This window comes from Allobosea sp. P1_B10 (assembly GCF_056406735.1).
Genome location: NZ_JBFTZP010000004.1, coordinates 89814 through 116799, shown reverse-complemented (window position 1 = coordinate 116799; position 26986 = coordinate 89814). Strand labels below are relative to the sequence as shown.

The following is a 26986-nucleotide window of genomic DNA, read 5'->3' as shown; positions in this document are numbered from 1 at the left end:
AGAAGCGCAACAGCCTATGTCATTTGCCGAACTCGGCCTGAGCGAAAAGGTTCTGACTGCGGTCACAACCGCAGGCTACGACACGCCCACCCCCATCCAGGCCCAAGCCATCCCCCATGTCCTCGCGCGACGCGACGTACTGGGTATCGCCCAGACCGGAACGGGCAAGACAGCAGCCTTCACGCTGCCAATGCTCACCATCCTGGAAAACGGCCGCGCCCGCGCCCGGATGCCACGCACGCTGATCCTCGAACCGACGCGCGAACTCGCCGCCCAGGTCGAGGAGAACTTCTCCCGCTACGGCGTCAACCAGAAGCTTTCGGTGGCCCTGCTCATCGGCGGTGTCTCGTTCGGCGACCAGGATGCCAAGATCACGCGCGGCGTCGACGTGCTGATCGCCACCCCCGGCCGCCTGCTCGACCATGTCGAGCGCGGCAAGCTGCTGCTCACCGGCGTCGAGCTCCTCGTCATCGACGAAGCCGACCGCATGCTCGACATGGGCTTCATCCCCGACATTGAGCGCGTCTGCAAACTCGTGCCCTTCACCAGGCAGACACTGTTCTTCACCGCCACGATGCCGCCCGAGATCACGCGCATCAGCGAGCAGTTCCTGCATAATCCGGTTCGCATCGAGGCCTCGCGCCCGGCCACCGCGGCCGCGACGATCACGCAGCGCCTGATCGCCTCGAACGGCCAGGACTTCGAGAAGCGCGAGACGCTGCGCAAGCTGATCAACGAAGCCAAGGACCTGCAGAACGCGATCGTGTTCTGCAATCGCAAGCGCGATGTCGCGACGCTGCACAAATCCCTGCAGAAGCACGGCTTCCCGGCGGTCTCTCTCCATGGCGACATGGACCAGTACGCTCGCATGGCCGCTCTGGAATCCTTCCGCACCGGCGAGAACCCGATCCTGGTGGCAAGCGACGTTGCAGCACGCGGCCTCGACATTCCGGCCGTCAGCCACGTCTTCAATTACGATGTGCCGACCCATGCCGAGGACTATGTCCACCGCATCGGCCGCACCGGCCGCGCCGGCCGCGAGGGCGCATCCTTCACGATCGTGACGCGCCATGACGACAAGCTCGTCACCGCGATTGAGAAGCTGACCGGCCAGGCCATCGAATGGCAGGGTGGCGGTGTCGAAGACCTCCCGCCCGGTGCCCCGCGCGAGGAGCGCCATGGCAAAAGCGGCGGACGTGGCGATGACCGTCGTTCCGGCCGAGGTGGCGGTCGCGGTCGCCCGGAGCGCGGCTCGCGCGCCGAGCCCGAGACGTTGGCGCCGCGCCCGATCAAGGTCGAGCGCGCTGCGGCCGAGGACGAGGCAGCCCCGCGCCGCCGCCGTCCCGACGCCGATGGCCCGACCCGTACCAAGATCCGCGGCGAGGCCGCACCGACGCCGAAGCCCGATCGTGTCGTCGAGCAGCCCCGCGCACCCAAGCCGGAGCCGCGCGCGGCCAAGCCCGAGCGCAGCGCCCCGCCGCGTCGTCGTGACGATGACGACGGCCCGCAGGTCAAGGGGCTGGGAGACCATGTTCCTGCCTTCCTGCTGCGTCCCGTGAAGGTTGGTTGACGTTAAGGCATAACGTCGCATTAACCCGTTTGCCTGCATTATCGGGATACGGATGCAGCGAAAGCCGCATCCGTGAACGGGCGCATGCCGCCGTTGTTACGGACAGGATGTCCCCGCTTCGATGTTAATCGAAGCTGTCACGGCCCAGTGCCGTGATTCGGCTTCCTGTTCGGGCGCAGATGATGAGCGATACCCTGCAGCCAGCCGCTCAGCCTTATGATCTGTCGGAGCGCGTCGTCGCTGCGATGCGCATGCATGGTTCGCCAGCCTATCCCCGCGCCTTCGAGGTCTGGTACGCCCATCTCAGCGGGGAGATGCCGTCCGTCAGCATGGCGATGAACGCGATCATCACCGGCAGCGACGGCAAGGTCGGAGTCGCCGACATCGACAGCCTCTATGAGCGGTTTATCGGGACCGACAGGCTCGCCCGTCAGACCGAGCGCACCAGCGTGCAGGTGCTCGGCGAGATCGACGGGTTGATGGCGCTCGTCGACAAGACCCTCGATTCCAGCGAGCGATATCACGGCCGCCTGACCGCGATGTCGGAGGACGTGCCGCAGCCTGCCGACCGCCAGAAGCTGCGCGAGTGGGTCGAGGCGCTGGTGATGTCCACGCGCGAGGAGATCACCCGCAAGACGCAGCTGGAGACGCAGCTGCGCGACAGTTCCAATGAGATCCGCAATCTCCGCGAGGCGCTGGAGACGACCCGCGCCGAGGCGCTGACCGACCCGCTGACCGGGCTCGCCAACCGTCGCCATTTCGAGGAGATGCTGCAGAAGTCGATCGATCAGGCGACGCTGCGCCGTGAGCCATTCGCGCTGGTGATGGCCGACATCGATTTCTTCAAGAAATTCAACGACGCGCACGGCCATCTCACCGGCGACCAGGTGCTGCGCCTCGTCGCGCGGACGATGAGGGACAAATTCAAGGACAAGGCGATCATCACCCGCTTCGGCGGCGAGGAGTTCGCGATCATCCTGCCGGAATCCGATATCGTCGCAGGCAAGTTCGGCGCCGAGACCGTGCGCCAGGCCCTGCTCACGCGAGAGCTGGTCAAACGTTCCACCAACGAAAACCTGGGCCGGATCACCGTTTCGCTCGGCGTGGCGGGTTATCGCCGCGGCGACACCGCCAGTTCGCTCGTCGATCGCGCGGATCAGGCTCTCATGCAAGCCAAGCGCGACGGTCGCAACCGGACCGTCACCGAGGAAGCGTTGGAGAGCGTGGCGAGCCGCGTCGCCTGATCGCATGCGCAGCGGCGCAAGCGAGATCGGTCCAGCGTTTCAGTTCCTCAATGTCGTCCAACGCCGCCGCGGGAAGTGTCCAATAACTCGTCAGCACGAGCTTGCCGGTCTTCTGGAAAGCGAAGGGCTCGCAACCAGCTGCGCTCAGCAACTCCCGCATGGCGCCATCGGTCTTGATATAAAGTGCGCCACCATGCTCGAGCGCGAACATGGACTCGCCGTCAAATATGCCCTGCCCGCCGAACATCCGGCGGATGCGCACGTTCAGGATGCCCGAATACAGCTCGCGAAGGCCGTCGGCATCCATCATGGAGTCAATGCGCCGGCGCGGCCTCTGTCCGGGGCTTGATCTCGACCGATTCGCCACAGCCGCAGGCCGAGACCTGGTTGGGGTTGTTGAAGACGAAGGTCGACGAGAACCTGTCGGTCTTGAAGTCGAGCTCGGTGCCGAGCAGGAACAGTACGGCCTTCGCGTCGACGATCACCGTCGCGTCCTTCTCGGTCACGACTTCGTCGCCCTTGCCGGCCTCGTGAGCGACCTCGAAGGTGTACTCCATGCCGGCACAGCCGCCCTTCTTCACGCCTACGCGCAAGCCAAGCGCTGGAGGATTCGCCTCTCCGGCTGATTGCGCCATGATCTCACGGATACGCGTGGCCGCGGCATCGGTCAGTGAAATGACCTTGAGGCCTGGAATCGAAAACATTCGGTGTCCCTCCTCGATCGGGTTCAAGGCCCGATGAAGCAAGATTGCAGCACACTACATAAGGATTGATGAGCCGAAGGTCGAGATGCCGGGGCGCAGGACGGTTGTTTTGCAGCGCGCATTGCATGCAGCCACGGCTCATGCAGTGTGGGGCCCAGGAAAAACCAGCCCCGAAGAGTCCGATGACCTATCGCTTGCACCGCCCGGAAGCGCTCCACACCCTCGTCAGCGACATGGTTCGCAAGGCCGGCTGGAGCGAGAGTGATGCCCGGGAGACCGCCGACCATCTCGTTCTGGCCAATCTCAGCGGCCACGACAGCCACGGCGTAGGGATGATCCCGCTTTATTTCCAGTCTCTTGCAGATGGAAACCTCAAGACCGACTCGAAGCCGCAGGACAGGCTCGACGCATCGCCCTTCCTGATCATCGACGCGCAGGTCTCGCTCGGACAGCCGACCACACGCAACGCCGTCGACCGCGCCATTCCCATGGCGAAGGCCGGCGGTGTCGCGATCCTGAACCTGCTCGATTCCCACCATATCGGCCGCATCGGTCATTACGCCGAGGTCGCAGCACAGGCCGGGCTGATCTCACTGTTCTGGGTCAACGTCGCAGGCCGGCCACCGATCGTGGCGCCCTTCGCCGCCAAGCAGGCGCGCTTCGGCACCAACCCGCATGCCATCGGCATTCCCGTCCCCGACAACGATCCGATCATCCTCGACTTCGCCACCAGCCGCATGGCCCATGGCAAGGCCCGCGTCGCGCTCAACAAGGGCGTGCCGGTGCCGGAAGGCTATATCATCGATGGTGAGGGCCGCCCGACGACCGATCCCGCGCATGTCTTCCAGCACGCCATTCCCGATCTTCCGCTGGGCGCGCTGCTTCCCTTCGGCGACCACAAGGGCGCCGGCCTCTCCCTGATCGCGGAGTTGCTCTCGGCGGGCCTGATGGGCGCCGCGCGCATCGACCAGAAGCCCAACAAGACCTGGATCATCAACTCGCTGTTCGGCATCCTGATCGACCCGGCGCGACTTGAGCCGGACGCAGGCCTGCGCAAAAGCCGGATCGAGAGCTACCTCGCCTTCGTGCGGGCCGCTGCGCCACAGGACGAGGCCAATCCGGTGCTCGCACCCGGCGACAAGGAACGCGCCACCCGGATCGAGCGCCAGCGCGACGGCATCCCGCTCGACAATGAGACTTGGTCGCAGATCAAGGCGGCGGCGGCCCGTTTTGGCATCGACGCCGAGACTTTCTGACCGGCGCCGCTGCCATGACGCAGGCCGAGTACAACGCGTTCTGTGCATCGCTTCCCGCGACCAGCCATGTCGTGCAGTGGGGCGGTGCCCATGTCTGGAAGGTCGGGACGAAAGTCTTTGCCATCGGGGGATGGAGCGCCACCGACGAACTCGCCGTGACCTTCAAATGCTCGGAGATGGCCTTCGAGCTGCTGAAGCAGCAGCCGGGTCTGCGCCCGGCGCCGTACCTCGCCTCGCGGGGGATGAGCTGGATCCAGCGTCAGACCGACGCGAGCATGCAGGACGAGGCGCTGTGCGATTATATTCGCGAAAGTTACCGCCTCGTCGCGGCGAAGCTCACGAAGCGCGAGCGCGTGGAACTGGGGCTGGCAAAGTAGAGCCTCCTTCCGTCATTGCGAGGCGGTGCAGCCGACGAAGCAATCCAGAATGCAGAGCGCTGCCGCCTCTGGATTGCTAAACTCGCAATGACGTTCTGAGGGCCATGGTCATCCCGCTAGAGCAGCGCCTCGCCGCGGAAAACCGGCACACAGCTTCCGCCAACGCTGGCGCGCACGCCTTCGCTCGTGCGCCAGGCCTTCAGGTTCAACAGGCTCGGCCTGCCCATCTCGACGCCCTGCGTCAACGTATATGACGCGCTCTCCCGGTCGCTCAGCGAGAGCAGAAGGGCTGCCACGGTCGCGCTTGCGCTGCCGGTGGCAGGATCCTCCCAGGTTCCGCCGATTGGTGCGAACATGCGCGCGCGGATGGCGTCTCCATCGCGGGCATAGAGGAACAGCGACAGGCGGCCCTCAAGGCCGGGATTGGCGTCCCGAACCGCGCGAAACTGGCTAAGGTCGGGCGTCGCGCCACTGAGCGCCTCGAGCCTGACCTCGGCGAGGACGAAAAACACGCCGACGGAAGCGCGCACAGGCCGGTGGTTGGTCACGACGATGTCGGCGGCCTTCAGCCCGGCGCAGGCTGCGATCGCCTCTGGCGGCAGTTCCACGCCCGTCTGCAACGGCTGCGGCGCAATGATGGTCGCGGCACTCACCTCGCCTTCAGCATTCCTCGACACCGTGACCTCGACCACTCCCGAGATTTCCTCGAAGCGCAGGACGCCGCCGGTGTCGCGCCCGTGCTGCGCGAGGACGAAGGCCGTGCCGACATTGGGATGCCCCGCAAAGGGCATCTCGTGGGTGCGGGTGAAGATGCGGACGCGAGCCGTGTTCGAGGGATCGGACGGCGGCAGGACGAAGGTCGTCTCGCTGTAGTTCATCTCCGCGGCGAGCGACTGCATCTGGTCGTCGGACATGCCGCGCGCGTCGGTGAAGACGGCGAGCTGGTTTCCGCCGAAGCGATCCTCGGTAAAGACGTCGACAGTCTCGTAGCTAAAGCTGGGCATGGCCGCTCCCGATGACATCAAGGCAATGAGTTCGCTTGATGCCAGCTTTCAGTCGGGCTGAATAATCACGCTCGATCATGTGATTCATCACCGTACGAGGCGCCGTGCCGCGCCCCGGCGCATGATCAGAGCAGGAAGTGGAAACCGAAACCGAAGATAATGCAGCCCGCAGCGACAATTTGTGCAACGAACAGCGGCTTAAGGCGGAAATTCTGCTCGGCGAGAAACCCGGCCCGCTCCGCACGCGACATCGCGTCCCGTGCCTTGAACTGCTCTGCAAGCACGGAGGGGTGAACCCCGTTGGCGCCGTCGCGCTCGAGATCCATCCGCACGGCGATGAAACCGATCACAAGCCCTATCACGCCCAGGCCGAAGAAGCCCACAAGCCTCAGCGCTGCATAGAACACCCCGATCGCCAAAGCGGCGAGGATTGGGAACGCGATATAGTCCCATTTGGTGAAGCGCATCGCGAGATGATGCGCGAAACCTCGGAGCCCGTCCAGTTCACCACATATCGAGCGCGACGCGGGCCTCGTCTGACATCCGCGACTGGTCCCAGGGCGGATCGAACGTCATCGTGACGGTGACCCCCGCCACGCCGGGAACGGCGCCCACGGCATTTTCGACCCAGCCCGGCATCTCGCCGGCCACGGGGCAGCCCGGCGCCGTCAGCGTCATGTCGATCGCGACCATGCGGTCATCGGCGATATCGACGCGATAGATCAGGCCGAGCTCGTAGATGTCGGAGGGAATCTCGGGGTCATAGACCGTCTTCAGCGCCGCGACGATATCGTCGGTCAGCCGGTCGATCTCCTCGGGCGGCAGGCCGCTGCTCGCGCCCATGGTCGGCGCGTTCGGCTTGAAGTCCTCGACGGTGTCGGTCATCGCAAATTCCAGTTCAGGCGAGCGGCCATCAGGCGAACAGCGCCTCGGCCTTCCGCAGGGCTTCGACCAGCATATCGACTTCCTCAAGCGTGTTGTAGAGCCCGAACGAAGCACGGCAGGTCGATGTCACCCCATATCGTGCCAGAAGCGGCATCGCGCAATGGGTTCCGGCGCGAACCGCGACACCGGCACGGTCGATCACGGTGGCGACATCATGCGCATGGGCGCCCTTCATCTCGAAGGCCACGATCGCGCCCTTGTCACGCGCCTTGCCGAAGATGCGGATCGAGTTCATCTCGCCCAGCCGCTGCATGGCGTATTCGCCGAGGCGGGCCTCATGGGCAGCGATGTTCTCGCGGCCCAGCGCCATCATGTAGTCGAGCGCCGCCCCCAGGCCGACAGCCTCGACGATGGCCGGTGTACCGGCCTCAAAGCGATGCGGCGGGTCGTTATAGGTGACCGTGTCCTCGCTGACGGTGACGATCATCTCGCCGCCGCCTTCGTAGGGCGGCAGCTTCTGCAGCCATTCGCGCTTGCCCCAGAGCACGCCGGAGCCTGTCGGCCCATAGGTCTTGTGGCCCGTGAAGCAGTAGAAGTCGCAGCCGAGCGCCTGCACGTCGACCGGCAGATGCACGGCGCCCTGGCTGCCGTCGACGACCAGCGGTATGCCGTAGGACTGGCAGATTGCGGCAATTTCCGCGATCGGCACGATGGTACCGAAGGCGTTCGACATCTGGGTCAGCGACACGACCTTGGTGCGCGGCGTGATCAGCTTTTCGAATTCCTCGATGAGGAAATTCCCGTCCTCGTCGATCGGTGCCCATTTGATCACGGCGCCATGGCTCTCGCGCCAGTAGTGCCAGGGCACGATGTTGGAGTGGTGTTCGAGGATCGAGAGGATGATCTCGTCACCCTCCTGGATCTTGAGGTAGCGCCCCAGCGAGGACGCGACCGTGTTCAGCGCCCCTGTCGAGGAGCGCGTGAAGATGATCTCCTCGAGATGGGCCGCATTGAGGAAGCGGCGGGCGCTTTCGCGTGCCGCCTCATAGGCTTCGGTGGATGCGTTGGCGAGGTAGTGCAGCCCGCGATGGACGTTGGAATAGTCCTCGCGCATCAGCTTGGTCATGGCCTCGATCACGACCTCGGGCTTCTGCGCCGAGGCCGCATTGTCGAGATAGACCAGCTTCTTGCCGTAGACCTCGCGGCCAAGGATCGGAAAATCCTTGCGGATCGCCTCGACGTCGTAGGGCTTCGCCAGAACGTTCATGGCTTCATGCCTTCCCGGATTCCGTCGGCTTGTCGGCAACGAGCATGCCGGCGTGGCCCCAATCCTCGCGCTCAATCTCCTGGATCACGATATGGGTGTTCGCCGGGTTCTTGCCGAGAACGCGCACGAGCGTATCCGTGAAGGCCTTGACGATCTCGGCCTTCTGCGCGCGCGTGGCCCCCTTGGTGATCTGGAGATTGACGTAGGGCATCAGACGGCACTCACCACTGAGGACGCCTCGCGCTTGGCGAGCCAGGCCTCGACCTCGGAGATGACGAGGTCCCGCAGGGTCTCGTCGGCGACAAATTCGACGGCATCGCCGGCGAAAGCCTGGAGCACCAGGGCTTCAGCATGCGGACGCGGCAGGCCGCGCGCCATCAGGTAGAAGAGCTGTTCGCCATCCATCTGCGCAACGGTCGCGCCATGGCCGCAGACCACGTCGTCGGCGAAGATCTCGAGCTCGGGCTTGTTGAACATGGTCGCGCCATCGTTCAGCAGCAGCGTGTTGCTCTTCATGCTGCCATCGGTCTTCTGCGCGTACTGGCGCACGATGACCTTGCCCTGGAACACGCCGGTGGCCTCGCCATCGATGATGTTCTTGAACAGCTCGCGGCTGGTGCCATGCGGCACCTCATGGTCCATGACGAGCGTGACGTCGGAGTGCTCCTGCCCCGTGAGCAGGTTGATGCCGCGCAGGCCGATCTCGCTGTGCTCGCCTGCATAACGCACGAAATGCTGCTGGCGCAGCGTCCCGGCATCGCAGACCAGCGCGAAGGAGTCGAACTTCGCGTGCGCACCAACCGTCGCCAGCAGGCTGAGAACCTGCACGGTCGCCGAGCTGTGACGCGTCACGAGACGCAGGTGCTGCACCTCGCTTTCGTCGCCGGTCTCGAACACGATGGCGCCGTTGATCTGCGAGGCCGCAGCTCCCGCGCTTTCGCTGACCTCGACGATCGTCGCTTTGACGCCCTTGCCGGCCAGCACGACCGAGCGATGGAATATCGCGGTCTCGGCCTCGCCGGAAGCCATCGAGACGATCACGATCGGCGCATCGAGTTCGATGCCATCCGCGATCTCGACGAAGGCGCCATCGCGCATCAGCGCTGTGTTGAGCATCAGGCCGGCATCGCTATCGGCCACGCCTGGCCCCGACAGGACACGGGTCAGGTCGTCCCGGCCCGAAACCAAGGCATCGCCAAGCGCATGGATAGCCACGCCCGCCGGCAGATTTTCCAGCGTCGACAGCTCCGGAGCGAACACGCCGTCGACCAGCACGAGCCGTACGCCGTCGAGCTTGAGGGCGTCGAGGCGCGCGCGGACCGCGGGGGTGACCGCGGAGACGGTCGCCAGCGGCTTGGCTTCACGCAGGAGCGAGCGCAGATCGGTGTAGCGCCATGTCTCCAGCCGGCGATGCGGCAGGCCCTTGGCCTCGAAGCCGGCAAAGGCGTCCTCACGCAGCTTGCGCACGGCGCTGCCGCCGGGCAGCTCGGCCTTGGCACCGGCGAACTGGGCGATCAGCGCCTGTTCGGCTGCAGTCTTGAGTGGTGTGACAACCGACATCACGCAGCGTCCGCATAGGCGGCGTAGCCGCTCTTCTCGAGTTCGAGCGCCAGCTCCTTGCCGCCGCTCTTCACGATCCGGCCCTTCGACATCACGTGCACGGTATCGGGCACGATATGGTCGAGCAGGCGCTGATAGTGGGTGATAACCAGGAAGCCGCGGTTCTTTTCACGCAGGCGGTTGACGCCGTCGGCGACGATGCGGAGCGCGTCGATGTCGAGGCCGGAATCGGTCTCGTCGAGGATGCACATGGAAGGCGCCAGCAGCGCCATCTGCAGGATTTCCATGCGCTTCTTCTCACCGCCGGAGAAGCCGACATTGAGCGGACGGCGCAACATATCCTTATTGATCCCAAGGCCATCGGCAGCGGCGTTGACCTGCTTGATGAAGTCTGGTGTCAGCAGTTCGGCCTCGCCACGCGCCCTGCGCTGGGCGTTCATCGCCGCCTTCAGGAAGGTCATGGTGGCGACACCCGGGATCTCCAGCGGATACTGGAAGGCCAGGAAGATGCCGGCGGCGGCGCGGGCATCGGCCTCCATCTCCAGCACGTTCTCGCCGTTGAGCAGGATCTCGCCGTCGAGGACCTCATAGTCCTCCTTGCCGGCGATGACATAGCTCAGCGTCGACTTGCCGGAGCCGTTGGGGCCCATGATCGCGGCGACTTCGCCGTCGGCGACGGTGAGGTCCAGGCCGTTGATGATCTGCTTGTCTTCGTCGGCGATTTTGACAACGAGGTTGCGAATTTCGAGCATGTTCTAAGTCCGGATTTCCGTCGCGTCAGGCCCGGCCCTGTGCCGAGCGTTCGCGACTTGAACGAGAGAAAGAAAAGGCGTGGATGGCCGGGACAAGCCCGGCCATGACGGGATCAGCCGACCGAGCCTTCGAGCGAGATCGTGATGAGCTTCTGCGCTTCGACCGCGAACTCCATCGGAAGCTGCTGCAGCACCTCCTTGACGAAGCCGTTGACAATCAGCGCGACGGCTTCCTCCTCGGAGAGACCGCGCTGCTGGCAATAAAACAGCTGGTCCTCGCCGATCTTGGAGGTGGTCGCCTCATGCTCGAAGATCGCGGTCGCGGTCTTGGCCTCGATATACGGGATCGTGTGCGCGCCGCACTGGTCGCCGATCAGCAGCGAGTCGCAGTTGGTGAAGTTGCGCGCGCCGGTCGCCTTGCGGTGGGCCGAAACCATGCCGCGATAGGTCGAGTCAGACTTGCCGGCCGCGATGCCCTTGGCGATGATCTTCGACGTCGTGTTCTTGCCGAGATGCAGCATTTTCGTGCCGCTATCGACCTGCTGCGCGCCCGTCGAGACCGCGATCGAGTAGAACTCGCCGCGCGAGCCGTCGCCGCGCAGGATGCAGGATGGATACTTCCAGGTGATCGCCGAGCCGGTCTCGACCTGCGTCCACGAGATCTTCGAGTTCTTGCCGCGGCAGTCGCCGCGCTTGGTCACGAAGTTGTAGATCCCGCCCTTGCCCTCGGCGTCGCCGGGGTACCAGTTCTGCACCGTCGAGTACTTGATCTCGGCGTCGTCGAGCGCGATCAGCTCGACTACCGCCGCATGGAGCTGGTTCTCGTCGCGCTTGGGCGCCGTGCAGCCTTCGAGATAGCTCACATAGGAGCCCTCTTCGGCGATGATCAGCGTCCGCTCGAACTGGCCGGTGTTCTGCTCGTTGATGCGGAAATAGGTCGACAGCTCCATCGGGCAGCGCACGCCCTTGGGGATGTAGACGAAGGAGCCATCGGTGAAGACGGCGCAGTTCAGCGTCGCGAAATAGTTGTCGGTCACCGGCACCACGGTGGCGAGGTACTTCTTCACCAGCTCGGGGTGTTCCTGGATCGCGTCCGAGATCGAGCAGAAGATCACGCCGGCCTGCGCCAGTTCCTTCTTGAAGGTCGTGACGACGGAGACGGAGTCGAAAACCGCATCGACCGCGACGCGACGTTCGGGCGCGATGCCGGCCAGAATCTCCTGCTCGCGCAGCGGGATGCCGAGTTTCTTGTAGGTCTCCAGGATCGCCGGGTCGATCTCGTCGAGCGACTGCGGCGACGCTCCGCTCTTGGGCGCCGCGTAGTAGTAGATGTCCTGGTAGTTGATCGGCGGATAGTTGACGCGGGCCCAGTTCGGCTCGGTCATGGTCTTCCAGCGACGGAAGGCGTCGAGGCGCCATTCCAGCATCCACTCCGGCTCGTTCTTGCGCGCCGAGATGTAGCGCACCGTGTCCTCGGTCAAACCCTTCGCGGGCTTTTCCATCTCGATATCGGTGACGAAGCCGTATTTGTACTCGGTCACGTCGATCGACTTGACCTGATCAATGGTCTCCTGGACCGCTGCCATTGCCTACTCTCCTGTCGCGGGTTCAAGGCCCGCCGGTTTGGTCTTCGTGTTTCGGGGCGCGTCAGGCGGCTGCCTGAATTGTCCCGTGCTTGGTTGCGGCCAGTGCTTTCGCATAGGCCGCCAAAAACTGGTCGATGTCCGCCTCGGACGTGGTCCATCCAAGGCTCGCCCGCAAGGCCCCTGCGCTCATGGCAGGGTCTACTCCCATGGCGTCCAGCACATGAGAGCGCTTGACCTTGCCCGACGAGCAGGCCGAGCCGGACGACAATGCGACGCCCGCGAGATCGAGCTTGATCAGCAATGTCTCGGCCGCGAGCCCCGGCGTTGCGAAGGCGCTGGTGTTGGGCAGGCGCGGCGCGGCGCGTCCGAAGACTGCGGTCGATGGAGCAAGGTCCAGCAGGCCGGCCTCGAGGCGATCCCTCAGCCCGGAAAGCCGGCCGGCCTCGTTTGCCTGAGCCTTGCGAGCCAGAGCAGCAGCTTCGCCGAAGCCCACGATTCCCGGCACATTCTCGGTACCGGCGCGCCAGCCGCGCTCCTGCCCGCCACCACGCAACGGCTTGTCGGCGAGTTCCAGTGCACCCGTGCGGAAAATGATCGCTCCGACACCCTTGGGCCCGCCGAACTTATGGGCGGAGATGGTCAGCGCATCGACGCCGAGCGCCTCGATATCGATCGCGATTTTTCCGGCGGCCTGCACTGCGTCGCTATGAGCCAGCGCGCCAAAGCGCCTCGACAGCGCCGCGACCTCGCCGACCGGCTGAAGCACGCCCGTCTCATTATTGGCCAGGTGCAGCGAGACAAGGGCGCGAGCCCCAGGCTGCTCGGCCGCCAGGCGACCAAGCCTTGCTGCGAGCCAGGCGAGATCGGCGAGGCCGTCGGCATTGACCGGGATAGCCTCGACCGCATCGGCCGCGAAGCGATGCCCGTCGCGCACACAAGGATGCTCGGTTGCGCCGTGAAGCAGCAGAGAAGCCGGCGTGCGCACGCAGTCGCGGCCGCCGCTGCAATCCATCAACCCATGTGAGAGCACGGTCGCGTTGGCCTCGGTGCCGCCGCTGGTGAACACGACATTGCTCGGCTTGGCGCCGACGAGTGCCGCGACCTGGGCGCGCGCCTGCTCGATTGCGGCGCGGGCAGCCCTGCCCTCGCTGTGGACCGAGGACGGATTGCCCGGCATCGCCAGCGCGCGCACCATCGCCTCCACGACTTCCGGCCGAACCGGTGTGGTCGCATTGTGGTCGAGATAGGCGCGTGCCAGCGCGGTCACTGTCCTAAAACTCCAATCCTGGGTCAGTTCACGACGTTCGGCACGAAATGCTTGAATTCGTACCCATGCGCCGTGCTATAGCCGCCCGTCCAACCGGCCTGAACCGGGGCGAAGGCGGTGCCAAATTGGGCGATCCGGCATTCGTTCCCGTCTTGTTCACGGCGGTTAGAACCATTCTAAGCGCCTGATGTAGGGCGCGAGCGGTGGGGCCGTCAAGGGTTACCCGGCTTTTTGGCGGCATTTTGCTGCTATCTGGCCGGGCATTTCCGGGCTCACCCAACAACAAGGCGGTATGACGATGCCCGAGGTTATTTTCAACGGACCGGCTGGCCGGATCGAGGGGCGCTATCAGCCCGCCAAGAAGCGCGGCGCGCCGCTGGCGATCATCCTGCATCCGCACCCGCAGTTCGGCGGGACGATGAACAATCAGATCGTCTACAACCTGTTCTACACCTATGTGAATCGCGGGTTTTCGGCGCTGCGCTTCAACTTCCGTGGCGTCGGCCGTAGCCAGGGCCATTTCGACCATGGCGCAGGCGAGCTCTCCGATGCCGCAGCCGCGCTGGACTGGATGCAGGCCCTCAACCCCGAAGCCAAGAGCTGCTGGATCACCGGCGTCTCCTTCGGCGCCTGGATCGGCATGCAGCTGCTGATGCGCCGTCCCGAGATCGAAGGCTTTATGTCGATCGCGGCCATGGCCAATCGCTACGACTTCTCCTTCCTCGCCCCCTGCCCGTCCTCGGGGCTGTTCGTGCACGGCTCGGAAGACCGCGTCTCGCCGGTCAAGGAAGTCATGGCCGTCATCGAGAAGGTGAAGACCCAGAAGGGCATCCAGATCGAGCACGCCATCGTCGAGGGCGCCAACCACTTCTTCGACGGCCGTGTCGACCAGCTGATGGAAGCTGTCAGCGCCTATCTCGACCGCAATGTCGGCCCCGAGATCCCCAAGGAAGAGCGCGAGGCTCAGGAGCAGGAGTAACTCCCGGTCGCTAGCTCAACCTGCATGCTCGGCCTCGTGCCGAGCATCGAGGACCTGAACCAAGACGTGGATGATCGGGACAAGCCCGACCATGACGGGAGCGGCCCGGCCTCTCAGTTAACCCCGACCAGCAGTCAGATGACGCCATGACCACATTCAAATCCGACCTTCTCCGCACCCTGTCCGAGCGCGGCTATGTCCATCAGATCTCGGACCCCGAGGGTCTGGACGCCGCCGCGCTGAAGGGGCCGATCAGCGCCTATATCGGCTTCGACGCGACCGCGACGTCGCTGCATGCGGGCTCGCTGATCCAGATCATGATGCTGCACTGGATGCAGGCGACCGGCCACAAGCCGATCGCGCTGATGGGCGGCGGCACCTCGATGGTCGGCGACCCCTCCTTCAAGGAGGAATCGCGCAAGATGCTGACGGTGGCCGACATCGAGCGCAATCTCGAGGGCATCAAGCGCGTCTTCGCGAACTATCTCGACTTCGGCGGCGCCGCCACCATGGTCAACAACGCGGACTGGCTGCTCGGCCTGAACTATCTCGAATTCCTGCGCGATGTCGGCCGGCACTTCTCGGTCAACCGCATGCTGTCCTTCGACAGCGTGAAGACACGCCTGGACCGCGAGCAGTCGCTGTCCTTCCTCGAATTCAACTACATGATCCTACAGGCCTACGACTTCGTGGAGCTGAACAAGCGCACCGGCTGCGTGCTGCAGATGGGCGGCTCCGACCAGTGGGGCAACATCGTCAACGGCATCGACCTCGGCCACCGCATGAGCAACGTCCAGCTCTACGCGCTGACCTCGCCGCTGCTGACCACCGCCTCGGGCGGCAAGATGGGCAAGACGGCCTCGGGCGCGGTCTGGCTCAACGCCGACCTGATGAGCGCCTATGATTTCTGGCAGTTCTGGCGCAACACCGAGGACGCCGATGTCGAGCGCTTCCTGAAGCTCTACACCACGATGCCGCTACCCGAGATCGCCAAGCTCGCCGCGCTTGGCGGGTCCGAGATCAACGAGGCCAAGAAGGTCCTGGCGACCGCCGTGACAGCCATGCTGCACGGCCGGGAGGCTGCCGAGGCCGCAGCCGAGACGGCGCGGAAGACGTTCGAGGAAGGCGCACTCGCGACCGATCTGCCGAGCATCGATCTCGACCCGGCAGAACTGGATGCCGGCCTCGGCGTGCTCAGCGCCTTCGTCAAGGCGGGCCTCGTGCCCTCCACCGGCGAAGCACGGCGCCAGGTCAAGGCCGGTGGCCTGCGCGTCAACGATGTCGTGGTCTCCGACGAGCGCGCTTCGCTGAGCCGCTCAGACCTGACCTCAGACGGCGTCGTGAAGCTTTCCTTCGGGCGCAAGAAGCACGTGCTGCTGCGGGCGCGCTGAGCGCCCGCCTTCTACCGGCTCGGTGCCGGGGCCTGGCGCGGCTGTAAGGGCTGCTGGGCCGGCGCCCCGCCGAGTGGATCGACGAAGCGGCGCAGGATGCCCGGGGCCAGCGCCGAGAGCGGATTGATCGACATCGTCGGTGCGCTGGCGGCTCCCGATATCCGGAAATTCACGGCGAACAATCCGCCATACTGGCTGCCGCCGCCGAGCAGCGCGCCAACGATCGGCACCTGCGCGAAGGCATTGTTGAAGGCGTAGCCCGGCACGAAGGTGCCGCCGATATCGACGCGGTCGCGGCCGTAATCGACATTGCCCTGCAGCGTGAATCCGACCTGCTGCCCCCAGATCACCATGTCCGAGACGTCGAGCCGGCTTGCCGAGCGCGTGAACTCGGCGCGCAGCTTGGTGAAGCCGACCTCGCTCGCGTTCAGCTCCCCGCCTAGAGCCGATGCTGCGGCGCCATCTGCACCCGAGCCGGACGGTCCCGACTGCGAGATGACGCGGCGCAGGGCAGGCTCGTCGCGCACGACGAAATCCCGGAACAGCAGCTCGCCGCTCTGCCGCTCGTCGCCCGGCCCCATGTTCAGGATCAGGTTTCCGCCATAGGCGCGGCGGTAGAGGTCGGTGAAGCGCAGCAAGGCGCCGCCATTGTCTGACTGGACAATGATCGCACCCGCGGCATCCCCCCGCCGGCCCTGCCGCGCCGAGACGTCGGCCCGCCCGATCCGCCCCTGGAAGGCCAGCGAGCTGATGTCGCCGCCGCGCTTCGAGAGCTTCATCGTGCCGCTGCTGATCGCCTCGTTGTTGAAGCCGGTGAGGATCGGCACGTCGAGATCGACATCGATGTCCGCGCCCTTGGCCGCATTCTTGTCGCCACGCTGGGAACCGCCCGAAGCACTCTGCATCTCGCGGATGAACGGGCGGACATCGGCGACGGCGCCACGGACCACGAGCTTCGTCAGATTGCCGTCGCGCTTCGCCTCGACCTTCAGGTTGTCGCCGGGCGAGAGCCTGAACTGCGACAGCGACGCGCTTTCCAGGCCGTTCTGCTTGTTCAGTTCGATCTTGCCTCGAATCGAGACCGGATTTGCCTCGAACACGAAATCCTCGAGATCGGGGCCATCGGGATCGGCGAGGTAGTTGAAGCTCACGCGCCCAGGCTTGCCTGCGGCCTTGCTAAGGCCAGGCAGCACGCCATCGAGCGCGGCCTTGCTCAGGTCCGCCTCGACCCGTGGAGGCGTCTCCACGCCCTTCCCCAGCGCCTTGGTGACCTTGATCTGAACCGGGCCCGTGATGCCGAACTCAGGGCCGAGCCCGCGCTTCTGGCGCGCGGCATTGTCCAGCGAAAACACCAGCGTGGCGTCGCCCTTGCCCTTGCTATCCTGCTTGATGTCGATCTGGCCGCGGTCGCCGCTGATCCGGGCATCGCCCTTCACCTGCAGCCCGTTTCGATCGAAATTGACGTTGAGCGTGCCACCTTCGAGCTTCTCGGTGCCGAGCAGCGTGTCGGAGGCAACATTCGTCAGTGTCCCGGCACTCTGCACCATGATCTCGCCGGGCTTCGGATCATCGGTCAGCGGCAGCGTGATCACCGTCTTCAGGTCGCTGGCGCCCCGTATCGCAGCGGGGTCGATCGTCGCCGGCGCGAAATCCTTCAGGCCGGGATAGTTTGCCAGCGCCGCCAGCGCCTCCACCGGGCCCGTCGAGCGGAAGGTGACGCGGGCCGGAGCCCGCTTGACCCAGGTCTCGGCCACGCTGAAGCTGCCTTCGCTGAGCGCGAGCTGGCGGCCATTGCCGATGTCGGCGGTCGCCTTGGTGATACCTACGTGAATGGTCCGCCCGGTGCCCTTGCCTGTCACCACGGCGTCAACCAGGGGCGGCAAGTCCGGGGTCGGCAGGAAGCGGACCTGGGAGGCGTCAAAGGCGACGGCAAGGGCAGTGTCGGGCATGCCGGCGCCCTGCACCAGTCGGGCATGGTCTTCTGCGCTCAGGTCGAGGTCGACGGCGAGCTTGCCGACGCGTCCCTCGACGAACTGCTTGGTCAATGCCGTGTGCACCTCGGGCGAAGTCCAGCGCGGCCAGAGCGCAAGGAGCGCGCGGGCGTCGGAATTCTCGGCCCGGACGGCAATCCGTTGTGTCGGCGACGACCCGGTCTTCTGGATACGCCCGGTGATGTCGGCGGTTATGGCGGGACCGCGCACCGCGATGGCATCGACCCTGGCCTCGTTGGTGCGCGGATCGAGCAGGAGATCGGTCTTGACGCTGTCGACGATGATGGCGGGATCACGGTCAAGACCGGAGATCTGTCCGGCCGCGTCCAGCCTTAGCCGCCAGGCGCCACCCTCCTCGCGCAAGGTGCCTGTGCCCTTCAGCCGTGTCGCACCAGCGAGGATGTCGCTCGCGCGCAATTCCACGACGCCGAGATTGTCGGTGCTGGCAAGCTCGACATGGGCCGAATCAACCTTGAAAGGCGCCAGCGGGCTGTCGGGAAAATGGATGGTGCCGGGCAGCACGTCGATCTGCGCCGTGATCGCCTTTTTACCATCGGGCGACTGGATCAGCGCGGCTCGCCCCTTCATGGGCAGGCCTTCGAGCGCGACGCCGCCGGTGCCGAGGGCGAGCGCCACGACCTCGGCAGGTTCGAAGCGGATGATCTCGATATCGGCGCGCTGCGTGCCATCGGCCGTGCGCGACATGTCGATGGCGATTTCCTTCCAGCGCGACCCGGTGCGCCCCTTGACCGCGAGACGCGTCGCATGGTCGCCCGTCCTGGTGAGCTTGATCTCCACATCCTCGAAACCAGCCTTCTGCCGGCCATCGGGGTCGACCAGCGAGAGCCGCGCACCGTTCATGCCCGCGGTCTCGAGGGAGCCGAGGAACCCGTCTCCCTGGGCCAGCGTCGTGACGGCGCTCATGATGCTGGAGAAGGCGCTCCACTGGGCGGCATCCGGCAGGGTCGCAGCCGGGGGGCTCTCAGCAGGCGCCGAATCGGCGTTCACAACCAGCGCCCCGTCCTTGTTGACGCCCAGCCTCACATTCACGCCGCGCAGATCGACGGAGACGAGCTTGATCTGGCCCATCAGCAGCGCGAGGGGCTCGTAGCCGAGCACAGCTTCGGGCGCGCGGATCATCGCACCACTGCTATGACGGAACGCGACCTGCCTGACGCGTAGCTGCGAGTGCCCGTCGATTCGTCCAAGTTCGGCGGCCGCGGCCTCGACAGTCCAGCCGCTGCCGAGGCGCTCCTCGATCGCGGTGGAGATGCGTCCCTCCAGCCCCGATAGAGGCACGATACCGGTGACGAGCAAGGTCGCCGCAGCGCCTGCGAGCGTGACGACAGCAACTGTGACGGCGACGAGGATGGTGACGAGGCCGGCCTTGGCGCGCCGCTTCACCGCGGCGATATCGCAGTCAGCCGCATCCGCAGCCGTAACCTGTCCAGTCGCGGTTACCGTCTTGTGCTTCTGCGCGTCGTCCGCCAATGCCTGTGTCGTCCTGCTTTGCTGATATGGCGATCGGGTCGACCAGAGGCTTTCAGATATCGGACATCCCAGGCCCCCTGAGACCGGCAGGCCAGACAGTCGATGCGATTCGTTTAGACGGCACGCGTCACCAGACTAAACGGTGTTCGCATTGACACCATAACCTGCGCGACGAGCGATTTGTTGCATGCCGCGCGAAGGCGACGAAAGGAAGGCGATCATGGCATTGCAAGAAGGCAACCAGGCTCCCGATTTCACTCTCGCACGTGACGGCGGCGGCACCTTGTCCCTTGCCGAGTTGGCGGGTCGCAAGATCGTTCTCTACGCCTATCCAAAGGACGATACGACGGGCTGTACCAAGGAGGCCATCGCCTTCAACGGGTTGCGCGAGGCCTTTGCCGCCGCGCGAACTGATATCATCGGCCTGTCGCCGGACAGTGTGAAGAGCCACGACAAGTTCAAGACCAAGCATGGACTCCAGTTCCCGCTCATCGCCGACGAGGCCAGATCCCTGCTCGAGGCCTATGGGCTCTGGGTCGAGAAGAGCATGTATGGCCGCAGCTACATGGGTGTGGAGCGCTCCACCATCCTGATCGACCAGCACGGCACGATCGCGCGGATCTGGCGGAAGGTGAAGGTTGACGGGCACGCCGAGGAGGTCCTCGCCGCGGCGGCTGCCCTCTAGTTTCAGGGGCAATTTTGAAGCCTGGTGGACGGGATTTGCGAAGGATTAACCTTAACCGGCTCTAATCGATGGATCGGCAGCGTAACATCCGGTCCCCGCGTATGACTCACATAGCCTCCCCCGCCCCAAGCCTTTCCGTCACAGGGCTCGTGACCCAGAGGACATACACAGTGGGGCGCGCCACAGCTTTTGCCGGGCTGTCCCTGCTGGCGCTGGCCACTGCGGGCTGCGGTGCCGCCGGCTGGTACATCTTCAGCAAGGACGACCTCGCAGCGCGGCTGATCACGCGCGAGACGACACGGCAGTATGCCTATGAGGATCGTATCGCCGCGCTGCGCGCCGATATCGACCGCCTCGCCAGCCGCGCACTGCTCGATCAGGACGGCGTCGAGGCGCGGGTGGACGAGCTCGCGACCCGACAGGCCGAGCTGGAATCGCGCCAGTCACTCGTGACGGCGCTCGCCGACACACTCCAGAACAGCGGTATCGTGCGTGGCACCAAGCTTCCGCTGCGCCCTCGCCTGCTCAAGCCTGAAGAGCCGATCCGTGCTTCTGGCGTGAGCAGCTTCGCGCCGATCATGCCCAACAAGCCGATGCCTGCGCCCGACGCGCCCGCCCTGCGCGGCGCCGAGCAGAACGCCGACGGCTCATGGCAGTCCGGCGAGGCCCAGCCGGAGCCGCCGGCACAGCGCGTCACGTCTGCACTGACCCGGCTCGACCTCGCGATAGAGAAGACCACGGCATCGCAGCTGGCTGCGCTCGAGGAGATGGACGACAGCCTCGCACAATCACAGAAAAGCCTGCGCAGCGCGCTTGCCGAAACCGGCCTCGACGCCGAGAAACTCGCCACCAGCAATGTCGTCGCCGGCGGGACGGGTGGACCGTTCGTACCTTTCAAGATCCACGCATCGGCGGGGCCGTTCGAGGCCCGTCTCAACGCCTTGCAGCCGCGTATCGCCTCGGTCTTCAAGCTGCGGAGCGTTGCGGAGCAGTTGCCTCTGGCGCGGCCCATGTCCGTACCGATGGATTTCACTTCGAACTACGGCTACCGGGTCGACCCCTTCACCCGCGGGCCGGCGATGCATACCGGCGCGGATTTCCGCGCCGAGACCGGGACGCCGATCATGGCGACCGCACCGGGCAAGGTTGTCACGGCCACGTATTCGGGCGGATACGGCAACCTGGTCGAGATCGAGCACGCCAACGGCATCTCGACCCGCTACGGCCATATGTCCGCGATCCTGGTCTCGGAAGGCCAGGCCGTGACGACCGGGATGGTTGTCGGTCGGGTCGGCAGCACCGGCCGCTCGACGGGCCCGCATCTGCATTACGAGACCCGCGTCAATGAAGAGCCGATGGACCCCACCCGCTTCCTGCGCGCTGGCATGAAGCTTCCAGCCAAGGGCTGAGCGGCCCTCCTTATCGACCAATGAAAAACGCCGTCGTCCCGCACCAGCGCAACGACGGCGTTTTTGATTCAGCAGCAGAAGCCCCTGCCCGCTAGTCGATGTCCTCGACCTCGACCTCGGTTCCGTAGACCCGCTGCGCCAGCGACGCTTCCATGAACGGATCGAGCGCGCCGTCGAGCACTTCGGACGGTGCCGTCGAGCTCACGCCCGTACGCAGGTCCTTCACCAGCTGGTAGGGCTGCAGCACATAGGAGCGGATCTGGTGCCCCCAGCCGATATCGCTCTTGGCGGCCTGCTCGGCGTTCGCCTTGTCCTCGCGCTTCTTCAGTTCCACCTCGTAGAGGCGGGCCCGCAGCATGTCCCAGGCCTTCGCCCGGTTCTTGTGCTGCGAGCGCTCCTGCTGGCAGGACACCGCGATGCCGCTCGGAATATGCGTGATGCGCACCGCCGAATCGGTCGTGTTGATGTGCTGCCCGCCGGCGCCCTGGGCGCGGTAGGTGTCGATCCGGCAATCGGATTCGTTGACGTCGATGACGATTCGGTCGTCGACCACCGGATAGACCCAGACCGAGGCGAAGGAGGTCTGCCGCCTGGCGTTCGAGTCGAACGGCGAGATCCGGACCAGGCGGTGCACGCCGCTCTCCGTCTTCAGCCAGCCATAGGCGTTGTGGCCCTTGAACTGCAGCGTCGCTGACTTGATCCCGGCGGTGTCGCCGTCCTGATACTCGAGCGTCTCGACCTTGAGCTTCCGGCGCTCGCCCCAGCGGCGATACATCCGAAGCAGCATCTCGGCCCAGTCCTGGCTCTCGGTGCCACCCGCGCCGGGGTGGATCTCGAGATAGGTGTCGAGCATGTCGGCCTCGCCGGAAAGCAGGGTCTCGACCTGGCGGCGCGCCGCCTCGACCTCGACTGCCTTGATCGCGAGTTCGCCCTCTTCGATGGAGGCCTTGTCCTCCTCCATCTCGCCGAGCTCGATCAGCGTCAGCGCGTCGTCGAGGTCACGCTCGAGCTTCACGATGCCGTTGATCTGGTCTTCGATCGATGTGCGCTCGCGCATCAGCTTCTGCGCGGCTTCGGCATCATTCCAGAAATCGGGTCCCTCGGAGAGGGCGTTCAGTTCCGCGAGGCGGCGTTGCGCGACATCCCAGTCAAAGATGCCTCCTCAGCAGTCCAATCGACTGCTTGGCGTTGTCGAGCTGATTCTGGATTTCAGGACGCATGCGGAAAATTGCCTTGGGTGAAAGAGACGCGTTGAGATAGGGGCGAACGCCACGGCTGTAAACGGCAAAGCGCGCGCTGCCGCCATGCTTGCCCTTTTGGGGTGACCGCCGACCTCTCGAAAGCGAAGCGCAACTGGCCGATGCGCGCGTGGTCGGGTCAAGCCCGACCACGTGATTCTGCCGTCAGTACAAGCCGCCCGTGCCCGAGCCGACGCTGCGCCCGCCACCACCGGGGGTGACGCTGAGCGGCGTGCTGCCATCGCCGGCTGCGCCGATGACGGAGTAGCTGTCGGGCGGGGCCGTGCCGGGCTTGAAGGCCTCGAGGATACCGCCCTCGCCGCCCGAGCGCATGCCGGTGCGCGGGTCGACGCGGATCAGCTTGATGCCGGCGGGCACGCGGAACGGGGTCGCCGGCTTGTCCTTCAGCGCAGCCGTCATGAAGTCGCGGAAGATCGGGGCAGCGTACTGGCCGGCGGTTGCCGAGGTGCCGAGCGACTTGGGCTTGTCGAAGCCCATGTAGACGCCCACGGCGAGATCGGGCGAGAAGCCGACGAACCAGACGTCCTTGGCATCGTTGGTCGTGCCGGTCTTGCCGCCGAGAGGCTTGCCGACGGACTTGACCACGGCGGCCGTGCCGTTCTGGACGACGCCTTCGAGGATCGAGACCATCTGATAGGCGGTCAGCGGATCAAGGACCTGATCGCGATTGTCGATCAGGCGCGGCTCGCGCTGGTTGTTCCACTTCTCGGCGTCGCAACCTTCGCAGATGCGCTGGTCGTGGCGGAAGATCGTGCTGCCCCAGCGGTCCTGGATGCGGTCGATCAGGGTCGGGCGAATGCGCTTGCCGCCATTTACGAGCATGGCGTAGCCCGCGGTCATCCGCATCACGGTGGTCTCGCCGGCGCCCAGCGACATCGACAGGACCGGCATCAGGTCGTCATAGACGCCGAAGCGGCGGGCATACTCCGCGATCAGCGGCATCCCGACGTCCTTGGCCAGCCGCACGGTCATCAGGTTCTTGGAGAACTGGATGCCGTAGCGCAGCGTGCGGGGACCGGTCGACTTGCCGTCGAAGTTCTCCGGGCGCCACATGCCGAGCCCGCCGCCCTGGTCGATCTCGATTGGCGCATCGAGCACGATGCTGGACGGGGTGTAGCCGTTGTCGAGCGCGGTCGCATAGACAAAGGGCTTGAAGGACGAGCCGGGCTGGCGCATCGCCTGCGTCGCGCGGTTGAATTCCGACTGGTCATGCGAGAAGCCGCCGACCATGGCGAGCACGCGGCCGGAGAACGGATCCATCACGGTGATGGCGCCATTGACCTCGGGCAGCTGGCGCAGGCGCACGAAACCGGGCCGGGCATCGATCGGCTCGACATAGACGACATCGCCGACCGAGACGGCCTGCGAGACGCGAGCGCGGCGGGTCCACTTGATGCCGTCGCCGGCCAGCGTCACCGTATCGCGATCGCGGCGCAACTGGCCCGACGTCTCGACCAGCGGGTGCAGGCCGAGTCGGGCGCTGTCGCCGGCCACGTCGAGCACGACGGCCAGGCGCCAGGGCGCAACGTCGCCGAGCACCGGCAATTCGCCAATGGCCAGCCCCCATTCGCGGGCACCCAGATCGAGCTTCTGGATCGCGCCGCGCCAGCCTCGCGCCTCGTCGAAGCGCACGAGGCCGTCGACCAGCGCCTTGCGCGCCATCAACTGCATCTTGGGATCGACGGTCGAGCGCACCGAGAGGCCGCCCTCGAGCAGCTTCTTCTCGCCGTAGCGATCCTGCAGCTCGCGGCGAATCTCCTCGGCGAAATAGCCGGCGGCGATGTTGTTGGGCGAAACCGTGCGCGGGTTCACGCCGAGCGGCTGGCTCTTGGCGAGATCGCCGGCCTCACGCTTGACGAAGCCGTTCTCGACCATGCGGTCGATCACGTAGTTGCGGCGCTCGATGGCGCGCTCGCGATTGCGGAAGGGGTGCAGATCGGTCGGCGCCTTCGGCAGCGCGGCCAGATAGGCGGCTTCCTGCAGGTTCAGTTCGTGCACGGACTTGCCGAAATAATTAAGCGCAGCGGCGGCGATGCCGTAACTGCCCTGCCCCGGCGCCGGCGCGCCAAGATAAATCTCGTTCAGGTACAGCTCGAGAATCTTGTCCTTGGAATAGGTCGCCTCGATCCGCAGCGCGACCAGCGCCTCACGAATCTTGCGGTCGAGGTTCTGCTCCGAGCCGACGAGGAAGTTCTTGGCGACCTGCTGGGTGATCGTCGATGCACCCTGCGGGCGGCGATTGCCGCCGCGGTTGCGGAAGTTGGTGATCGCGGCGCGGGCAAGGCCCTCGGGGTCGACGCCGACATGCTTGTAGAAGTTCTTGTCTTCCGCGGAGAGGTAAGCGTCGATGACGAGCTTAGGAACCGACTGAATCGGCAGGTAAAGGCGCCGCTCGCGCGCGAATTCCGCGATCAGGCTGCCGTCGCCGGCATGGACGCGCGTCATCACAGGCGGCTCGTAGTTCCGCAACTGCGCCGAATCAGGAAGATCCTTCGAGTAGTGCCAGATGAGTCCGGCTGCACCGACGGCACCGACCACGAAAACGATCGCGCCAGCCGCAAATACCCACCCGAAGAGTCGCAGAACAAACCGCATTGGAGGCCCTGGCCCTCATTGTCACGACCGACATGCCCGAAAAACGGCACGCACAAGCTGAATTCTATAGCATGGCAGAGATGGCGGAACCGTGGCTTAGCGACCACATTTCCGCATCAAAACCCCGATTGCTTCAGCGGCGGTTCTCGGCTGCCTTGCCGCCGGGTGCACGCGCCTGCTCGAAATAGCCATCGATGGCGGCATGGACGGCGGACACTGCCTGTGTCCGCCAGGCCGGGGAATTCAGCAATTCGGCGTCCTTGGGGCTCGACATATAGCCGAGCTCGAGCAGCACGGAGGGCACGTCGGGCGCGCTGAGGACGCGAAAACCGGCGGAACGCATCGGCACCTTGTGGAGCTTCACCGAGCCGCCGAGCTTCTCGACGAGATTGCGGGCGAAGACCGACGAGAATGTCCGGGTCTCGCGCTTGGCGAGGTCCATCAGGATGCCGGCGACATCCTGGACGTCCTCGCTGGAATCGAGGCCGGCGACGGCGTCGGCCTCGTTTTCCTTGGCCGCGAGTCGCGCCGATTCGGCATCTGTCGCGCGCTCCGAGCCGGTATAGACCGTGGCCCCGCGGACATCCTGCGCCTGCGAAAGCGAATCGGCGTGGATCGAGACGAACAGATTCGCGCCTGCAGCGCGCGCCATGCGGACGCGCTCGCCGAGCGGCACGAAACGGTCGTCGTCGCGCGTCATCACGATCCGGTATCTGCCGGTTGCAGCGAGGCTGTCCTTGAGCGCCTGCCCGAAAGCCAGAACGACCGCCTTTTCGGCGATCGACGTCACCACAGCCCCCGGGTCGATGCCGCCATGGCCGGGGTCGATGACCACGACCTGGCGCGAATCGCCGGCGGGCGGCGCCGGCTCCACGACCGTCGTGACCGTCTCGGAGCGCTTCGCGGCGGTGTCACGGACAGCCGCCAGGAATTCGGGACGGCTGGCCCGCTTCAACTCGATCACCAGTTCGCCGAAACCTCCGCTGCGGGTGCGGATCTCGGCCCGGGAAATGATCGCGGGCTGCGACAGGTCGATTACGATGCGCGAACGGTCCGGCGTGAAAAGCCCGTACCGGAAGGCGCTGACGAAGCCGGCACTATTGCGGGCTGCACTCGGCTGGACCTGAAAATTGACGGATGGGAGGTCGACGATGATGCGGTCGGGGCCCGCGATGACGGATGTCGAAATCGTGATGGGGCGCGACAGAGCCATGGTCAGCCGCACGACATCGCCGGCCTGCTCGAGTTTCGCGTCGGTTGCCACCGCGAAATCGGCGCTGCCCTTCGGATTGGCGAAGGTCGGCGACGCCCAGCCCAGGGCCAGACAGGCACCAAGCAGCACAGGCGCGATCCAGCGCAAATGCGGCCGCGTCCGGGAATGCGATGTAAGAGAGCGATGCAACGGGCGAATTGTCCCCAAGCGCGTCACCAAGGCTTAACCATAGCGGTCCGATGACTTAACAGCGCGTTACCATGACGACCTGCGGCCGGAAACCGCCCTGCCCCGGCGCGAGAGAGATCGTCCAATCATGTGGCTTGCAAATCACTGTCACCTGTCTGTAATTGGAGGTGGTTGCTTTGCGAAGCCGCCCATGGTGCGCATCCGGATCCGAGGATCCGTCGGCGTCCGGGGCCAAGCATAAGGCGACGGATCCTCCCGGGTCCGGCTGCAGCAGCGCAACCAGAAACGGATCGTCCGCAGACGGTCGGCGTC

23 protein-coding genes are annotated in these 26986 nt (G+C 65.3%); 8 read left to right on the top strand and 15 right to left on the bottom strand.

Translation table 11 applies throughout. The features are described 5' to 3' along the window. Positions 1 to 16: 16 nt before the first annotated feature. Together AC1D2L_RS11200 and AC1D2L_RS11195 are read left to right on the top strand one after the other, a co-directional pair. The gene (locus tag AC1D2L_RS11200) at positions 17 to 1570 is read left to right on the top strand and encodes a DEAD/DEAH box helicase (RefSeq protein WP_476845949.1); all 1554 of its coding nucleotides are present in this window, start codon (positions 17 to 19) and stop codon (positions 1568 to 1570) included. A gap of 182 nt (positions 1571 to 1752) precedes the next feature. After that, entirely contained in the window at positions 1753 to 2814 is a 1062-nt protein-coding gene (locus AC1D2L_RS11195; protein WP_476845948.1) for a GGDEF domain-containing protein, read from the top strand. On the opposite strand, the gene AC1D2L_RS11190 is transcribed toward AC1D2L_RS11195, so the two are convergent. Further along, on the bottom strand, positions 2771 to 3121 hold the full coding sequence (locus AC1D2L_RS11190) for a TfoX/Sxy family protein (protein ID WP_476845947.1): 351 nt from the start codon (positions 3119 to 3121) through the stop codon (positions 2771 to 2773). The two genes, AC1D2L_RS11195 and AC1D2L_RS11190, sit on opposite strands and share 44 nt — an antisense overlap. 7 nt (positions 3122 to 3128) lie before the next feature. Further along, complete coding sequence (locus AC1D2L_RS11185; RefSeq protein WP_476845946.1) at positions 3129 to 3518, bottom strand: HesB/IscA family protein; 390 nt, start codon at positions 3516 to 3518, stop codon at positions 3129 to 3131. A gap of 182 nt (positions 3519 to 3700) precedes the next feature. On the opposite strand from AC1D2L_RS11185, the gene AC1D2L_RS11180 reads away from it, so the two are divergent. After that, positions 3701 to 4774, top strand: a complete 1074-nt coding sequence (locus tag AC1D2L_RS11180) for a malate/lactate/ureidoglycolate dehydrogenase (protein ID WP_476845945.1) — start codon at positions 3701 to 3703, stop codon at positions 4772 to 4774. Between the two features lie 14 nt (positions 4775 to 4788). Beyond that, positions 4789 to 5151, top strand: coding sequence for an MmcQ/YjbR family DNA-binding protein (locus AC1D2L_RS11175; RefSeq protein WP_476845944.1), 363 nt, complete (start codon positions 4789 to 4791; stop codon positions 5149 to 5151). A gap of 116 nt (positions 5152 to 5267) precedes the next feature. Here the strand turns inward: AC1D2L_RS11175 and AC1D2L_RS11170 are convergent, their stop codons facing one another. From AC1D2L_RS11170 to AC1D2L_RS11130, 9 genes are all read right to left on the bottom strand, one after another. Further along, entirely contained in the window at positions 5268 to 6155 is an 888-nt protein-coding gene (locus tag AC1D2L_RS11170) for a PhzF family phenazine biosynthesis protein (RefSeq protein ID WP_476845943.1), read from the bottom strand. Between the two features lie 125 nt (positions 6156 to 6280). After that, positions 6281 to 6622, bottom strand: coding sequence for a hypothetical protein (locus AC1D2L_RS11165; RefSeq protein ID WP_476845942.1), 342 nt, complete (start codon positions 6620 to 6622; stop codon positions 6281 to 6283). A 37-nt stretch (positions 6623 to 6659) separates the two neighbouring features. Then, complete coding sequence (locus tag AC1D2L_RS11160) at positions 6660 to 6998, bottom strand: SUF system Fe-S cluster assembly protein (RefSeq protein WP_476846260.1); 339 nt, start codon at positions 6996 to 6998, stop codon at positions 6660 to 6662. A gap of 70 nt (positions 6999 to 7068) precedes the next feature. Then, positions 7069 to 8307, bottom strand: a complete 1239-nt coding sequence (locus AC1D2L_RS11155) for a cysteine desulfurase (RefSeq protein ID WP_476845941.1) — start codon at positions 8305 to 8307, stop codon at positions 7069 to 7071. Between the two features lie 4 nt (positions 8308 to 8311). After that, positions 8312 to 8518 carry a tautomerase family protein gene (locus AC1D2L_RS11150; RefSeq protein ID WP_476845940.1) on the bottom strand — a complete coding sequence of 69 codons (207 nt, stop codon included), beginning with the start codon at positions 8516 to 8518 and terminating at the stop codon, positions 8312 to 8314. Further along, a complete protein-coding gene (locus AC1D2L_RS11145) occupies positions 8518 to 9867 on the bottom strand; it encodes a SufB/SufD family protein (protein WP_476845939.1) in 1350 nt (449 codons plus the stop codon). The genes AC1D2L_RS11150 and AC1D2L_RS11145 overlap by 1 nt, the downstream gene beginning before the upstream one ends. Beyond that, positions 9867 to 10619: a Fe-S cluster assembly ATPase SufC gene (gene sufC, locus AC1D2L_RS11140; protein ID WP_476845938.1), complete on the bottom strand. Its 753-nt coding sequence runs from the start codon at positions 10617 to 10619 to the stop codon at positions 9867 to 9869. Before sufC ends, AC1D2L_RS11145 begins: the two co-directional genes overlap by 1 nt. 113 nt (positions 10620 to 10732) lie before the next feature. Beyond that, positions 10733 to 12205, bottom strand: coding sequence for a Fe-S cluster assembly protein SufB (sufB, locus tag AC1D2L_RS11135; protein WP_476845937.1), 1473 nt, complete (start codon positions 12203 to 12205; stop codon positions 10733 to 10735). Positions 12206 to 12266: 61 nt separating this feature from the next. Beyond that, positions 12267 to 13472 carry a cysteine desulfurase family protein gene (locus AC1D2L_RS11130; RefSeq protein WP_476845936.1) on the bottom strand — a complete coding sequence of 402 codons (1206 nt, stop codon included), beginning with the start codon at positions 13470 to 13472 and terminating at the stop codon, positions 12267 to 12269. A 298-nt stretch (positions 13473 to 13770) separates the two neighbouring features. Between AC1D2L_RS11130 and AC1D2L_RS11125 the strand changes: the two genes are divergently transcribed. Both AC1D2L_RS11125 and tyrS read left to right on the top strand, forming a co-directional pair. Continuing rightward, positions 13771 to 14451: an alpha/beta hydrolase gene (locus AC1D2L_RS11125; protein ID WP_476845935.1), complete on the top strand. Its 681-nt coding sequence runs from the start codon at positions 13771 to 13773 to the stop codon at positions 14449 to 14451. Between the two features lie 146 nt (positions 14452 to 14597). Continuing rightward, complete coding sequence (tyrS, locus tag AC1D2L_RS11120; protein WP_476845934.1) at positions 14598 to 15842, top strand: tyrosine--tRNA ligase; 1245 nt, start codon at positions 14598 to 14600, stop codon at positions 15840 to 15842. Between the two features lie 11 nt (positions 15843 to 15853). Here tyrS and AC1D2L_RS11115 read toward each other — a convergent pair whose 3' ends face one another. Next, positions 15854 to 19324: an AsmA family protein gene (locus AC1D2L_RS11115; protein ID WP_476845933.1), complete on the bottom strand. Its 3471-nt coding sequence runs from the start codon at positions 19322 to 19324 to the stop codon at positions 15854 to 15856. A 220-nt stretch (positions 19325 to 19544) separates the two neighbouring features. On the opposite strand from AC1D2L_RS11115, the gene AC1D2L_RS11110 reads away from it, so the two are divergent. Then, on the top strand, positions 19545 to 20009 hold the full coding sequence (locus tag AC1D2L_RS11110; protein ID WP_476845932.1) for a peroxiredoxin: 465 nt from the start codon (positions 19545 to 19547) through the stop codon (positions 20007 to 20009). Positions 20010 to 20179: 170 nt separating this feature from the next. After that, entirely contained in the window at positions 20180 to 21418 is a 1239-nt protein-coding gene (locus tag AC1D2L_RS11105) for a M23 family metallopeptidase (RefSeq protein ID WP_476845931.1), read from the top strand. Positions 21419 to 21509: 91 nt separating this feature from the next. On the opposite strand, the gene prfB is transcribed toward AC1D2L_RS11105, so the two are convergent. The 3 genes from prfB to AC1D2L_RS11090 all read right to left on the bottom strand — a co-directional run bounded on the left by prfB (position 21510) and on the right by AC1D2L_RS11090 (position 26632). Continuing rightward, positions 21510 to 22638 (bottom strand): peptide chain release factor 2 gene (prfB, locus tag AC1D2L_RS11100; RefSeq protein WP_476845930.1). Its coding sequence is split into 2 segments (ribosomal slippage): positions 21510 to 22568 and positions 22570 to 22638, totalling 1128 coding nucleotides; the frame shifts between segments, so codons are not numbered across the junction. Positions 22639 to 22821: 183 nt separating this feature from the next. Then, positions 22822 to 25272 (bottom strand): penicillin-binding protein 1A, encoded by a 2451-nt coding sequence (locus tag AC1D2L_RS11095; protein WP_476845929.1) that lies wholly within the window; start codon positions 25270 to 25272, stop codon positions 22822 to 22824. Between the two features lie 133 nt (positions 25273 to 25405). Beyond that, complete coding sequence (locus tag AC1D2L_RS11090) at positions 25406 to 26632, bottom strand: N-acetylmuramoyl-L-alanine amidase (protein WP_476845928.1); 1227 nt, start codon at positions 26630 to 26632, stop codon at positions 25406 to 25408. Positions 26633 to 26986 lie beyond the last annotated feature (354 nt).

What these genes read in the sequence shown, in the direction of transcription:
- AC1D2L_RS11110 (WP_476845932.1), top strand. Translation starts at nt 19,545, where the DNA reads ATGGCATTGCAAGAAGGCAACCAGGCTCCCGATTTCACTCTCGCACGT.
- AC1D2L_RS11145 (WP_476845939.1), bottom strand. Translation starts at nt 9,867, where the DNA reads ATGTCGGTTGTCACACCACTCAAGACTGCAGCCGAACAGGCGCTGATC.
- AC1D2L_RS11190 (WP_476845947.1), bottom strand. Translation starts at nt 3,121, where the DNA reads ATGGATGCCGACGGCCTTCGCGAGCTGTATTCGGGCATCCTGAACGTG.
- AC1D2L_RS11165 (WP_476845942.1), bottom strand. Translation starts at nt 6,622, where the DNA reads ATGCGCTTCACCAAATGGGACTATATCGCGTTCCCAATCCTCGCCGCT.
- AC1D2L_RS11175 (WP_476845944.1), top strand. Translation starts at nt 4,789, where the DNA reads ATGACGCAGGCCGAGTACAACGCGTTCTGTGCATCGCTTCCCGCGACC.
- AC1D2L_RS11200 (WP_476845949.1), top strand. Translation starts at nt 17, where the DNA reads ATGTCATTTGCCGAACTCGGCCTGAGCGAAAAGGTTCTGACTGCGGTC.
- tyrS (WP_476845934.1), top strand. Translation starts at nt 14,598, where the DNA reads ATGACCACATTCAAATCCGACCTTCTCCGCACCCTGTCCGAGCGCGGC.
- AC1D2L_RS11195 (WP_476845948.1), top strand. Translation starts at nt 1,753, where the DNA reads ATGAGCGATACCCTGCAGCCAGCCGCTCAGCCTTATGATCTGTCGGAG.
- AC1D2L_RS11180 (WP_476845945.1), top strand. Translation starts at nt 3,701, where the DNA reads ATGACCTATCGCTTGCACCGCCCGGAAGCGCTCCACACCCTCGTCAGC.
- sufC (WP_476845938.1), bottom strand. Translation starts at nt 10,619, where the DNA reads ATGCTCGAAATTCGCAACCTCGTTGTCAAAATCGCCGACGAAGACAAG.
- sufB (WP_476845937.1), bottom strand. Translation starts at nt 12,205, where the DNA reads ATGGCAGCGGTCCAGGAGACCATTGATCAGGTCAAGTCGATCGACGTG.
- AC1D2L_RS11150 (WP_476845940.1), bottom strand. Translation starts at nt 8,518, where the DNA reads ATGCCCTACGTCAATCTCCAGATCACCAAGGGGGCCACGCGCGCGCAG.
- AC1D2L_RS11160 (WP_476846260.1), bottom strand. Translation starts at nt 6,998, where the DNA reads ATGGGCGCGAGCAGCGGCCTGCCGCCCGAGGAGATCGACCGGCTGACC.
- AC1D2L_RS11170 (WP_476845943.1), bottom strand. Translation starts at nt 6,155, where the DNA reads ATGCCCAGCTTTAGCTACGAGACTGTCGACGTCTTTACCGAGGATCGC.
- AC1D2L_RS11095 (WP_476845929.1), bottom strand. Translation starts at nt 25,272, where the DNA reads ATGCGGTTTGTTCTGCGACTCTTCGGGTGGGTATTTGCGGCTGGCGCG.
- AC1D2L_RS11185 (WP_476845946.1), bottom strand. Translation starts at nt 3,518, where the DNA reads ATGTTTTCGATTCCAGGCCTCAAGGTCATTTCACTGACCGATGCCGCG.
- AC1D2L_RS11155 (WP_476845941.1), bottom strand. Translation starts at nt 8,307, where the DNA reads ATGAACGTTCTGGCGAAGCCCTACGACGTCGAGGCGATCCGCAAGGAT.
- AC1D2L_RS11125 (WP_476845935.1), top strand. Translation starts at nt 13,771, where the DNA reads ATGCCCGAGGTTATTTTCAACGGACCGGCTGGCCGGATCGAGGGGCGC.